Annotated in this window: 11 protein-coding genes; 6 read left to right on the plus strand and 5 right to left on the minus strand. The window is 69.0% G+C overall.

Translation table 11 applies throughout. The features are described from left to right. Positions 1-33: 33 nt before the first annotated feature. Both OP79_RS33770 and OP79_RS33775 read left to right on the plus strand, forming a co-directional pair. A complete protein-coding gene (locus OP79_RS33770) occupies positions 34-477 on the plus strand; it encodes an ATP-binding protein (protein WP_051745118.1) in 444 nt (147 codons plus the stop codon). Positions 478-532: 55 nt separating this feature from the next. After that, positions 533-1684 (plus strand): beta propeller repeat protein, encoded by a 1152-nt coding sequence (locus OP79_RS33775; protein WP_157857399.1) that lies wholly within the window; start codon positions 533-535, stop codon positions 1682-1684. On the opposite strand, the gene OP79_RS33780 is transcribed toward OP79_RS33775, so the two are convergent. Beyond that, positions 1681-2046: a PH domain-containing protein gene (locus OP79_RS33780; protein ID WP_033325663.1), complete on the minus strand. Its 366-nt coding sequence runs from the start codon at positions 2044-2046 to the stop codon at positions 1681-1683. The two genes, OP79_RS33775 and OP79_RS33780, sit on opposite strands and share 4 nt — an antisense overlap. 181 nt (positions 2047-2227) lie before the next feature. On the opposite strand from OP79_RS33780, the gene OP79_RS33785 reads away from it, so the two are divergent. Together OP79_RS33785 and OP79_RS33790 are read left to right on the plus strand one after the other, a co-directional pair. Next, a complete protein-coding gene (locus tag OP79_RS33785) occupies positions 2228-2644 on the plus strand; it encodes a hypothetical protein (protein WP_157857400.1) in 417 nt (138 codons plus the stop codon). Between the two features lie 94 nt (positions 2645-2738). Next, the gene (locus OP79_RS33790) at positions 2739-3596 is read left to right on the plus strand and encodes an NmrA family NAD(P)-binding protein (RefSeq protein ID WP_033325667.1); all 858 of its coding nucleotides are present in this window, start codon (positions 2739-2741) and stop codon (positions 3594-3596) included. A 350-nt stretch (positions 3597-3946) separates the two neighbouring features. On the opposite strand, the gene OP79_RS33795 is transcribed toward OP79_RS33790, so the two are convergent. Both OP79_RS33795 and OP79_RS33800 read right to left on the minus strand, forming a co-directional pair. Further along, positions 3947-4753 carry a hypothetical protein gene (locus OP79_RS33795; RefSeq protein WP_033325668.1) on the minus strand — a complete coding sequence of 269 codons (807 nt, stop codon included), beginning with the start codon at positions 4751-4753 and terminating at the stop codon, positions 3947-3949. A 305-nt stretch (positions 4754-5058) separates the two neighbouring features. Continuing rightward, entirely contained in the window at positions 5059-5577 is a 519-nt protein-coding gene (locus OP79_RS33800) for a hypothetical protein (RefSeq protein WP_033325670.1), read from the minus strand. Between the two features lie 516 nt (positions 5578-6093). Between OP79_RS33800 and OP79_RS33810 the strand changes: the two genes are divergently transcribed. Continuing rightward, entirely contained in the window at positions 6094-7761 is a 1668-nt protein-coding gene (locus tag OP79_RS33810) for a tetratricopeptide repeat protein (protein ID WP_245685541.1), read from the plus strand. 307 nt (positions 7762-8068) lie between these two features. Beyond that, complete coding sequence (locus tag OP79_RS33815) at positions 8069-9175, plus strand: NAD(P)/FAD-dependent oxidoreductase (protein ID WP_033325671.1); 1107 nt, start codon at positions 8069-8071, stop codon at positions 9173-9175. 67 nt (positions 9176-9242) lie between these two features. On the opposite strand, the gene OP79_RS33820 is transcribed toward OP79_RS33815, so the two are convergent. After that, the gene (locus OP79_RS33820) at positions 9243-10205 is read right to left on the minus strand and encodes an endonuclease/exonuclease/phosphatase family protein (RefSeq protein WP_078492170.1); all 963 of its coding nucleotides are present in this window, start codon (positions 10203-10205) and stop codon (positions 9243-9245) included. Positions 10206-10256: 51 nt separating this feature from the next. Next, positions 10257-11678, minus strand: a complete 1422-nt coding sequence (locus OP79_RS33825; RefSeq protein WP_033325672.1) for an ATP-binding protein — start codon at positions 11676-11678, stop codon at positions 10257-10259. Positions 11679-12532: the final 854 nt, after the last annotated feature.

Genomic DNA, 12532 nt, shown 5'->3' on the forward strand with positions numbered 1-12532 from the left:
AGAAATCCGTACGAGCCCACGCACTGCTCCATCATGGACACAGAGCGTGACACTCGTCCTGTGAACAACGAAAACTCACCCGCTCCCCGCGAACGCTTCTACCGACGAGAACGCCAATCGATCCCGGCGGCAAGGGAGTTCACGAAGGCCGCGCTGAAGGACTGGGGCGTACCGGAAGCGACGTACGACGACGTCCTGCTGTGCGTCAGCGAGCTCACCACCAACGCCCTCCTCCACGGCGTACCTCCGGGCCGGGGCTTCCGGCTCTGCCTCCTCCCGTGCGGCGACGGAGCGCTCCGTGTGGAGGTCCACGACAGCGGCGACGGGGAGCCGCGCGTCGTGCCGTCTGCGGGAGAGTCGGGGCGCGGCCTGCTGCTCGTGTCGGCGGTGGCGGACAAGTGGGGCGTGGCCGAGCGGGACCCGGGGAAGATCGTCTGGTGTGAGTTCGGGCCCGCCATGCGGGAGGGCCGACCGTAGGTGCAGAAAGCGTAAAGGGTGCAACTGTTGCGCTGCCGTACCGCTCTACCTGTACGTGAACATGCGCATGCTCAAGGTCAACATGGCGCTCGCCGCGATGCTGCTCCTGTTCGTCACCGTGGCAGGCCTTCGCGCCGTGATCGACTCCGGTATGACCTGGAAGTACGACAAGGTCTTCGAAGAGACCGGCGAGCTGTACGACGTGATGGCGACCGCCGCCGCCGACATCTGGGTGGCGGGCGACAGCTTCCTCCTGCACGACGACGGCACCGGATGGCAGCGGCGTCCCATGCCGACGTCGTTCGGCAGCAGCCTCTTTGCCCATGTGCGCCTCGACGCTGTGGGCTCCAGCGGCATCCTGCTCACGGCGAGCATGGAGGAGGGGGAGGTGGAGGGGGAAGCGCCGCACATGGCCCGTTGGGACGGCACGCGCTGGACGGCGCTGCCCGAGCTGCCCGACGGCCACCCGGTGGCTGATGTGCGGGCTTTCGCAGCGGACGACATCTGGGTCCTCGATGGTGAGGCCGGTGCGTCCCACTGGGACGGCGCCCGCTGGACTGCCGTGGACCTGCCCGTCGCCGTCACCTCACTCGACGGCGTCGCGTCCGACGACCTGTGGGCGGTCGGCTACGACTACCCGCACGGTCCTGACGAGGGTCCGGGGTTTCCGGGCGCCCAGCCCGCCACCGTGCACTGGGACGGCCGCGCCTGGAAGCCCGTACCGACGCCGGAGTACCACTACGCAGTCCCGGCGCCCGAGCAGCTGGCCTACTTCACCGAGGTCGTCGCGCTGGCGAAGGACGACATACGTGTCTACGGCGACCACACCTCCCTCCCCGAGGACGACGAACCGGACCCCGCCCCGGAGGCCCTCCGGGTGCGCTGGAACGGCAGCGGTTGGATCAAGTTGCCGAACTCGAAGGGAGCGTGTTCCGATCGCGACCGCTGGGTCCGCGACGGTGAGCACGGGGTGGTCCTCAGCGCCGGCCGGTACCTCACCGCGGGCGGCAACTGCGAAGGGATCTCGCTGTCAGAGCTGCCGAGCGCCGACTGGATCGAGGCCGGTTCACAGCAGTCGCTCCGGCTGAACGCCATCACGGCGGTGCCGGGGACCGACAAGATCCTCGGCGTCGGCTCCGCCGAAGCTGCCCATGACGGCAGTTCCACGAGCAGATCGGTGATCGTCAGCCTGAAGCGCAGCCCTTAGCGCGCCACGAACTGCGTGAGGATCGCCTGGACTTCGTAGATGTCGACGCCCTTGGTGAAGGTCTTCTCGATCGGGGCGGGGGTGCCGGAGATCCAGATCTTCAGTTCGGCGTCGAGGTCGAAGTGGCCGGCGGTCTCGACGGAGAAGTGGGTGATGCTGCGGTACGGGACGGAGTGGTACTCCGTCTTCTTGCCGGTGATGCCCTGCTTGTCGATGAGGATGAGGCGGCGGTCGGTGAAGAGGATGGTGTCGCGGATCAGCAGGTAAGCGGCGTACACCTGCTCGTCCTGCCCGAGCAGTCGCGCGTAGTCGTGCTGGGCCTTCGCCGGGTCGACGGTGTGGGCGTTTCCGAACAGTGCCATGTGAAGTCTCCCCTGAATGGGCCGAGTTGCGCGCTTTTCTCACTGTAGGACCGACGGCCTGCCTCCGACGGTTGAGCGGGGCGCCTGTGGGGAGGGTGAGGAGCCGCCTCCGGGACCCGTCCCGGACTTCTCCGCTGACGCTGTGTGTCTGGCCGGCACGTGAGCGAGGGGAGCGCGGGACATGGATGCCATGTGGGTGGTTGCTGCTGTCATGGGGGTGCAGATGGTGGCCGTGCTGGTGCTTCCCAGTGACGGGCAGGCCGGGCTGAAGGCGTTCCTGGCCGGCGTCTCCCTGCTCTTCGGTGAGGCGATTCTCGTCGGCGGTGTGGACGGCGAGATCCTTGTCGCTGCCATGGTGTTGCTCTCGGGAGGACTGTTGTTCCTCGCGGAGCTGGGGGCGCGTCGCAACAGTCCACTGGTCTCGCTGCTGTGGATGGTCACCGGAGGCAGCGGCATGGCCCTGATCACGTGGCGGCGCGACGATCTGGTCGAGTGGATGGAGACCAACCGATCGCCGCTGGCCGTTGCCTGCCTGACCGTCGCGCTCCTCTTGGGCACGCAGGCCATGCGCCGCCAGCGGCTGCGGGAGACACGCTGACGCACACGGGGTCGCGTCCACAGACGTGGTGTACGGCGGACTGCCGAGGCCATCGCGGACAGAATCTGACCTAGATGCTCCCTATGGTCGTGCCATGACACAGACGCAGAAGACTCTTGTCACCGGCGCCACCGGAACCGTCGGCCGCCAGGTCGTCGCCGAACTGCTCGCCCGCGGCCACGCGGTCCGCGCCCTCACCCGGGATGCGGCGACGGCCGCACTTCCGGTCGGAGTCGAGGTCGTCCAGGGCGACCTGACCGAACCCGACAGCCTGATCCCGGCCCTGGAGGGCGTCACCGGTCTCCATCTGATCACCTTCGGCGGGCCCTACTTCGCCCCGCTGGAGACCGGCCCGCGGATCCTGGAGCTGGCCCGCGTGGCCGGCGTACGCCGGGTCACCGTGCTGCACGGTGGCGGGCCGTCCCTGCTGGAGGACGCCGTGCGGGCCGACGACGGTGTCGACTGGACCGTACTCATGCCGGTCGAGTTCATGGCCAACGCGCTGGAGTGGAGGGACGGGATCGTGGCCTCGGGTGAAGTCCGTGAGCCGTTCGTCTCCCGGCTGAGCGCCATGGTCCACGAGGGCGACATCGGCGCCGTCGCCGCGGTCGCGCTCACCGAGGAGGGGCACGGGGGCCAGGAGTACGTGATCACCGGCCCTGAGCTGCTGACCGTCGGTGACAAGGTGGCGAAGCTTGCCGCAGCCTGCGGCAGGGAGATCGCCCTGGTCGAGCTGACCGAGGAGCAGGCCGTCGCCCAGTGGCGGGCGGCGGGCCACCCGGACGACGTGATCGGCTTCCTGATCGAGGCGTACGGGAACACCCCGGAGGTGGGCCGTACGGTCGTCGACACCGTCGAGAAGGTCACCGGCCGCCCGGCCCGCACCTTCGGACAGTGGGCTGCGGAGCACGCGGACGCCTTCACGGCAACCGACCCCGCAGCCACGGCATAGCCCCGCGTAGTTCGTGGGACGGACGCGGAAGGACCCGCATCACCGGTGACGGCCGCGTCCGCGTCCGGGGCCGCCCTACGAAGCTGGGTGACTCCCGCTCTCGTGAACATCAACTGTTCGCATGGGCGCGACTCTCAATCTCGCGTCGAAACGACGTCGCTGCCCTGACACCGGTTGTCGATCGGCGGCGACACCGCCCGGTGTTGGCGGGGAGTGATATCGCTGAGAGATTGACGGCACGACGGTCCTCTGACGCAGTGCCTTGCAAGAGCGGGGCCACAAGCCGGCCAGCTGCGCGGACCCGGTGAGTCGCTGGGCGGAGCGTCATGTGACAAGCGAGTGCTGTCAACTCAGGGGCGAGGTGCTTTCTCGCCGTGCACGGTTGTGTATTCGGCTGCGAGCCAGGGTCCCAGGTGGTCGATGAGCATGCTGAGCACCGCCGGGTTTGCCGAGGGCGTGCGGCCAGTGGCCGCAGCGACGCGCATCTGCTCGACGCGGTCGGGGTAGTAGTGGCCGAATAGCTCGGCGGACTCGCTGAGGTCGCTCGTCCAGCCGCCCCAGCGAGGCATGATCAGCGTGAACCCTGTGCGGACGATGCGGCGGCCTACGACGCGGCTGAGGGTCTTGCGGTCGGCGTCCGTGGCGGCCTCTGCCGCTCGGGCGCGCCATCGCGGGAGCACCAGAGGGAGGTCGCCGTTCGTCTCGCGGGCGAGCAAGGATGTGGGGCGGTAGCGGGGAAGCTGTTCGGCGAGGTCGTTGCCCAGCAGCGGGGTACACAGGCAGGCGACAAAAAAGCCGCCGTCATGGCGTTCGAGTTCGCTGAGAAGGGCGCGTACGCCGGACAGGAGGATGCCGACGCCGTTGATTTGGGCACAGGAACGGTCGAGAGCGGCCTCGATCGTCTTGGCGTCCGCTCGGTCGGCCTCAGTGGGCTCGTCGCGGAGGGCGAGAAGCAGGTCGAGGTCGGAGACACCGGGGATGGCGGCGCCGCGGGGAATGCTGCCGTAGAGGTAGGCGCTGTGCAGTCGTGTGCTGCCGAACATCTCGGTGATCTGAGCGCGGGAGGCATCGACGACAGCCGCGAAAGCTTCTGGCACGCAGCTCAGCGCACCTTCACGCGCGATCGTCCCGTCCTGGTTCAGTCCTCTTCCGCTCATGGAATCACTGTGCCTCCCGGCTTCGTATGCCGCCGAGTGGTTTTCCACGGCGATTACAGCGCCCGGACGATCCATCCTGCGCGGCATCCTCGAGACTTGACCCCTACTCAGGCATGACCAGCACCTTTCGCCAGGAGCATCCCGATGCTGCCCTGGCAAGTACCGCAGTGTTGTCGAGCTTTGGGCTCTGGCGCAGATCTTGGGGAGCGGTCGCGGTCGGTGAAGGACGTGTTCGATTCCTTGATGAGCGCCGGGATGCGCCGTGCGATCGTGGGCGGTGGATGGGCTTTCCGGCCGTGCATCGTCTATCTGGTGTCGTCGGGACTGTCCGCGAGGGATCCGCCTATCCAGAAGGGCAGTGCCTTTTGGTCTTTGCTCAGTGACCGTCGTATGGCGTTGACCAACTGCACCTGCGCTTGGGCGGGCGCTCTACTGGCCTGGGCGAACTCCTCCACGCTCAACGGATTGTGCAACGGGTCGCGTGCCGGGTCACGTGCCACCTGGTTCAGGAACGCGTTGATGGCCTTGCCGAAGTTGTCGATCTCCCCCGCGACGTCTGCGGGGGCGACAAGGCTGGCACGGGTCAGGGCTGCGCTCCACTCGCTCCAGTCGTAGTCCCAGCCCTGTCGGCCGGCATGGGCGCGGCTGATGGTCATCGTGAACTTGGCGTAGTGGCTGATCAGTTCCTCGTAGGCGATCAACTGCTTGTCCCGTAGCCACTGACGGTCCTGGGCACGGTGTGTGACGATGCCCCCGACCAGGACCCCGATCGTGGCGGACAGCGCTCCGGTGGCCGTTGTCACCAGTGTGTCCAGCAGTGCCACCCGAGGCCCCGCATCCCCTGTCGTGCGAACGTCAGCGGCTCGAACCTACTGGTGACCAACCTCCGGTGACAATGCCCAACCTGCGCCGGCGCAGGCAGCCGTCGCGGCGGGTCACGCGAGCAGGATCATCTTCTACACAGCCAACCCGGCGAGAGTGACCGCGTCATCACCTTCCGTTCAACATTTCCTTCCTCCGTTCGGGACCCCTCCCCGGCCGCCTGCGGGAGCATGGGGAACCTGTAAAGGGGGCAAGATGTCCTGGACGTACGGGAGTTGGGGGAGTGGGTCGGTATGAGTGGGTCCGAAGAGCCGTCGGGTGTCGGTGGCACGGGAGAGCTGTCGGGCAGCGGACCGGAGCCGGAGTCGACACCGCCGCCTTCGTCGCCTCCGCCGTCCGCGCCGCCACTACCTCCGTCGCCGCCCGAGCCAGCGCCGTCCGCGCCGCCTCCGCCGGACGTACCTCCGGCATCACCCGAGCCTGCGTCGTCCGCACCGGAAGCACCTCCGTTGCCGCCTGTGCCCCCGTCATCGCCCCTGCCCCCACTCCCCGGCGGTCCGCCGCCCGTCCCGCCGAACCCCGAGTGGCAGACCTACACGCTGGCGGCCGACGAGCCCGAGGACGCCGTGCCCCCGGACCCGTGGCGGGCCGCGGCGGCCGGGCTGTTCAACCTCTCCGGGCTCGGGCTCGGGTACGTGCTCCTGCGGCGCTGGCCGCTGGCCGCCCTGTGCTGGATCGCGACGGGCTGGCTGCTGGTGGCCGCGCTGCCCGCCGACCCGGACGGGGTGCCGGGCGGGGTGATATGGGCGTACGGCCTCGTACTGGTGCTGGCCGCGGTCCACGGGGCGTGGCTGGGGCGCCGTACGCGGATGACGCTGCCGGTGCGGCCGATGGTCGCCGCCGGGCTCGGGCTCGTGCTGCTCGCGGTGCCGGCCGGTAGCGCGGTGGGGTACGAGGCGGCGCGGGAAGAGGCGTACCAGCAGATGCTGCTCGACCGGCTCGCCAAGACGGACCGGCTGGTCACCGCCGCCTCGCGGCAGGGCGGCTTCGCCGAGGCCAAGGCGGACTACGAGCGGGCGCTGAAGGCCTACCGTGCGCTCGGTGACGACCATCCCGGCAGCCGGGCGGCAGGGCGCATCCCCGACCGCCTCGACCGGTACTACGCCGCCGTCGCCACGCCGTACCGCGAGAAGGAGTACTGCGAGGCCCTGGAACCGCTGCGGTATCTGTGGAAGCTGCCCGACACGATGGGCAAGCAGCGGCTCGGCTCCCTGACCGACTGGCCCGTCGAGCCCCTGCAGACCTCGCTCTACGAGTGCGGCATCACGAACCTCGGCTCCGCCGCCGCGACCGAAACGAAGGCGAACGGCGGCGAACTGACCGAACTCCTGCGTACGTTCCCCGACTCGGAGCCGGCTGCCAAGGTCGGACCGGCCGTCAGCGCGGAGATCGCGAACCAGTCCAAGGCCCTGAAGGGCAACGACCCCTGCCCGGCCAGCGAGGAGTTGCAGGCCATCAGCCGGACCATGGTCGACCTGCCCGCGGGCAGCCCCGGTGACGGGCTGCGCACGGACGCCGTCAAGGCGGTGGAGTCCGGCGCCTACGCCTGCGGGGTCGACGAGTTCGAGGACGACAAGTTCGGCGCGGCGGCCACCACGCTCAACGACTTCGCCGACACGTACAAGGACAACAAGAACGCCAAGCGTGCCCGGCAGATAGCCATCGCCGCGGAGATCGCCGAGGAACGGCCCGAGGCGGGCCGGAAACTGCCGCCGTCCCGTAGCCCGGGCGGCGCCAAGATGCCCCTGAAGATCAGCAACGACGCCCCGACCGCGGTCGAGTTCCTCTACACCGGCCCGGTCACCGGCCGCATCACCCTCACGGCCTGCGCCGGCTGCACCGAGTACTCCAGCGAGTCACAGGCCGCGGACGCCGCCTGCTCGAACAGCGGCATCGCCTACCCGACCGACTATCTCAACCTGCCCGCCGGCGACTACCACACCCTCATCAAGTACGCCGGCGAAGACGCGGGGAACGTGAGGAACGAGGCCGACGGGATGAGCATCGATCCCGGCTACACGTACACCAACTGCACGTACATCGTGAGCGAGAGCAGCCTGCCGGGATACCCCGACATTCCCCTGCCGGAACTCCCGGAGATCGAACCGTTCGAGCCGACGGTCTGACTCAGCCGGCCGTGTGACTCAGACCGTGTGACTCACTGGAACCGCCGCAGCACCATCCTGACCGTCCCGTCCCGCTGATCCGGGAGCGGGGCGGTCACTCTTCTGGCGGAAACCGCCCGCCCGGTCAGGACCGTTGCCGGCAACGCCCCATACATCGGCCTGTTTCTGCCGTCACTTCACAGAACTCACACAACACAACACCGCAACTTTAAGTTTCAAGTCATACGCTCGCCAGCAAGCGGGTGGCCGAAACATGACGGCATGCGTTACGGCCCTCGCTCCCCCCACAAGGCACAGGAGAGTTGACGTGCGTGACCGCGACGTAGTGGTGATCGGCGGCGGCTATGCCGGCGTCCGTCTGGCGAAACGGTTGGACGGGCAGGCGCGCGTCACGCTGGTGGACCGCAAGGAGGTCTTCTTCCACCGCGTCGCCTCGCTGCGCGCCGGCGTGGATCCGGAGTGGACCGGGGCACCCTTCATCCCGTACGACCGGCTGCTCACCAACGGCCGGATGGCCGTGGGCAAGGTGGTCCGCATCGACACCTCCGAACGGCAGGTGGCGCTCGCCACCGGTGAACGGCTGCCGTACGACGTGGTGGTGGTCGCCACCGGCGCCGACTACCCTGAACCGGCCCGTTTCACCGGCACCACCCCCGAAGAGGCGGCCAAGTCGTTCGCCGAACACCAGCAGAACATCGCCACCGCCGAGCACGCCCTCGTCGTCGGCGGCGGGCCCTCCGGCGTCGAACTCGCCGCCGAGATCCGGCTGGCCCGGCCGGACGCCCGGGTCACGCTCGCCCACTCCGGTCCCGCGCTGCTCCACTCCACGGGCAGCGCGCGGGCCGGGCGCAAGGCCCGCGCCTGGCTGGAGTCCCATGACGTGGAGATACGGCTCGACTCCTTCATGTCCCCCGGCAACGACTTCGGCACCTACCGCGACGCCCGCGGCAACATCATCGACGCCGACCTCTCCTTCTGGACCACAGGCACCACCCCCAACACGCTCTGGCTGCGCCTGGCCGGGCACGGCGACTGGCTGAACTCGGCCGGACAGGTCAAGGTCGACAAGGCGCTCCGGGTCGAGGGGTGGAAGGACGTGTTCGCGGTCGGCGACGTGAACAACATCAGCGAACTCAAACTCACCCCCGCCGCGCTCGCCCAGGCGGACCTCGCCGCCCACAACATCCGTACGTACCTTCAGAGTTCCGGCAAGCACCGCAAGGAGCCCCGCTTCTACCGGCCGATCCACCGCACGCCGTTGATCGTGCCCTTCGGCTCGGCGGGCGGGGTGACCATGCTGCCCGTACCGGGCGGCGAGACGGCGGTCCTCGGCGGCCGCACCAGCACCCTGGCCAAGGCGAAGAACCTCATGACTCCGTACATGCGACGGCAGTTGGGGTACACGGCGGCCTGAGCCACTGTCCGAAAGCGGCAGTACGACGCCCGTCCACGTCGTCACCTTCAGGCAATGCACCTGGCCATCAGCCAAGACGCACGCGGCCGACGACCGGCAAGTGGTCGCTCCCGGTCGCGTCCAGGGTCGAGACCTCGGTCACCGCGCCACCCCTGCCGAGCACGTGGTCGATCCGCCCCACCGGCAGGGAAGCCGGCCAGCTGAACGCGAACCCCGAGTCGGGGGCGAACAGTTGGGAGGTGAGCGGGGCGAGTCCGCGGTCCTGCACGGTGCCGTTGAGGTCGCCCACGAGCAGGAGCCGGTCGGCCGGGTCGTCCGCGATGCGGGCCCCGAGCAGGGCCGCGCTCTCGTCGCGGGACGCCGACGCCAGGCCCGTTGCGCCGAGGCGGATCGACGGCAGATGGACCACGTACACCGTGGTCTCTCCCTCGGGCGCGGCGACCGTGGCCCGCAGACCGCGCTGCCAGCTGTCCGGGAAGCCCGCAGGCCGGATGTCCACGGCTTGCACGTCCGACAGCGGGTACGCGGACCAGAGCGCGACTGTGCCATGGACCGCCCGGTGGGGGAGGGAGGCGCCCAGGACGTCCTCGTACGCGACGCGCGCCTCGGGCGTCAGCTCCTGCACGGCCACGAGGTCACCGCGTGCGCCGAGCAGCGCCCGTGCGGTGCCGGAGGGGTCGGAGTTGTCGTCGGCCACGTTGTGCTGGACGACGGTCAGGTCGTACGAGCCCGGCGACGAGCCGAACCACAGCCCGCCGAACATCCAGAGCCAGGCAAGCGTGGGCGCCAGGCAGGCGAGCAGCCCCACCACCGACCGCTTGAGCAGGGCGACCCCGCCCAGCAGCGGCACGGCCACACCCAGCCACGGAAGAAACGTCTCCAGAAGGCTCCCGAGACGCCCGACCCGGTTGGGCACGGCGGAGTGCAGGACCAGCAGCCCGGTGACGCCGAGGGCACACGCGACGAGCCCGTACTCCCACCGCCGCCCACTCCGCCGCTCTTGTGCGTCGCGCACCCCTCGTACGACCACATGCCCTCCTCGTTCGGCCGGAGGACGCGTATCACCGCTGAGCGGTTCCTCTCAGGTCCATGCCTCGAGGAGGTCCTCGGGTGTGAAGGTGGAGATCCCTTCGGCGGTGCAGCCGCTGCGGGTGACGGCGAGCAGGGTGGTGTCGTCGTCGGCGCCGGGGAGCTGAGAGCGGTGGATGATGAGGCGGGAGAGGTCACGGTGGTCGAAGGGTTTGTTCTCCAGCCACTTGACCGATCCGGCGAAAGTGATCTTCTTGGCGATCGGGGAGCGGTCCGCGCCGATGAGGTCGATCTCCGGGTCGTTGGTGCGGGTCCAGTATCCGCCGACGGCGTTGGTGCCTTCGGGCAGCCGGTCGTCGGCCAGGCGCCAGAGTGCTTCGCGGATGATGGGTTCGATGGCCCTGCCGCGCCAGGATGTCCAGCTGGTGCGGATGGAGTCGAGGACTCGGTCGCCACGACCTCGCTCGACGGTGGGGATGCCGGGGCCGATGAAGGAGAGCCAGAATCGCAGATAGGGGTCGTCGACGCGGTAGCGGGTCTCGCGGCTGGGTCTGGTGGACAGGGGAAGGTCGGTGGCGACCATGCGGCGGGTGGTCAGGAGCTCCAGGGAGCGTTTGACCGAGCCGGGGTTGAGGTCGCCGGCGGCCCGGCCGATCAGGGCGAAGGTGCGTTCACCGTGCCCGATGGCGCCGAGGACGGTACGGGCCTGTGCTTCGGTGGGGAACTCGGCAGCCAGAGTGCGCTCACCGCTGATGAGCAGGGCCGAGGTGGGCTTGCGCAGCGCGGAGGCGAGGTAGTCCCACAGTCCGGCGCCGTGCGGCCACTCTTCCAGGATCAGCGGGAGTCCGCCGGAAACGAGATAGGCGTCGAAGGCATCGGCGGGCGGCAGATCGAGCATGGCCCCGACCTCGGCCGGGTTGAGCGGGGGCACGACCATCTCGGTTCCGCGCTGGTAGAAGGGCCGTCCGTAGGTGTTGAGCTGTTCCATCATCGCGATGTCGGAGCCGATGAGGACGAGCAGTACGGGCAGTTTGGACAGGGTCCGGTCGAAGACCTTCTGCAGGGTTCCTTCGAAGGCCGGGTCCTCGCGCACGAGATAAGGCATCTCGTCGAGGACGACGACGCTGGGCGCATCGGTCGGCAGCGCGGAGGCGAGGAGACTCAGGGCGGCGTCCCAGGTCTGCGGTGCGGTGAAGTCCGCGAATCGGCCCGCGTCCGGGAGGCTGGAGGCGGCCACTTCTGCGACGAAGCCCGCCAGGTCCTCCTCCCTCGAGCCGCCGACGGCGGTGAAGAAGACGTGCGGCAGTTCGGCGCGTTCCAGGAACTCCTCCACCAGCCGGGACTTGCCGACGCGGCGGCGTCCGCGGATCAGTACCGCCCGCCCGGGACGTCCGCCGCGCCCGCCGGTCTTCACCGGATGCAGCATGTCGTCCAGGAGGCCGAGTTCTGTCCGGCGGCCGATGAATCCATTCATGACGAACTGCCTCGCACGGGTGCCAGGAAAGTTTCTTTGATGAAACTTTCTTTCATGCAAGTCTAGCTAATCGGTTCGGGCCGTCTGTCGGCGAAGGCCCGCTCGGCCCGGCACACCAGGACGCCGGCCCGGGGGAGCGGACCGGCGGCCTGGTGTGCTGCGAGGTGCCGGAAGGCTGTTTCTCCGTGAGGGTTACTTCTCCGTCAGCGGGGTGACCGCGATCCGGTCGATCACCGGTGCGTACGGGGATCACTGGTCGTACTGGTTGTAGGTGGCGCCGTCGAAGTCGGGGAGCTCCTCCGCTGTGAAGCCGATCCGGTTCGTTCCCTTCTTCAGGGTCACCGGGACCGTCAGTTCCCGGAAGTCGTTGAATTGACATCCTCCCCCTCCTTTAGAGGGGGATTCCGACCCGTGCGGGTTGAGGTTCACGGGCGCTCGAGCGGCTGGTGGCCGCTGTCACCCCTCCGGCTCCGCGGCGCCTGCCTCTCCGGCGGCGGACATGCCGAGTGCGGAGGCGAGGACCGCCGTGGTGATGGCGACGGCTCCCGCCGTTCTTCTTCTGGGCTGCAAGGGGATCTCCGTAGCTTCGTGGGGGAGGGAGGCAGGAGGCGGGCGGCGATGCCGTACGAGGGGTGTACGGGAACCGTGTGCCGCCGTGGGCCCGGTGCCGACGTACGGGAAACCGCGCCGCGAGGGATCCGTGTGCCCGCCGACGAGGTCGAACCGGTTCGAACGCCAACCGGATCGGGAAGCTAGCACCGTGGAAAACCAGCCAGCAATACCCGTGACACAGAAACCTGCGGCGCGTCGACCCGCCGCCCGGAGTGAGTCAAGCCGTGAGATCTGCGTATTTG

The sequence above is a fragment of the Streptomyces yerevanensis genome (genome assembly GCF_000716805.1).
In the GTDB taxonomy this organism is placed as follows: domain Bacteria; phylum Actinomycetota; class Actinomycetes; order Streptomycetales; family Streptomycetaceae; genus Streptomyces; species Streptomyces flaveus.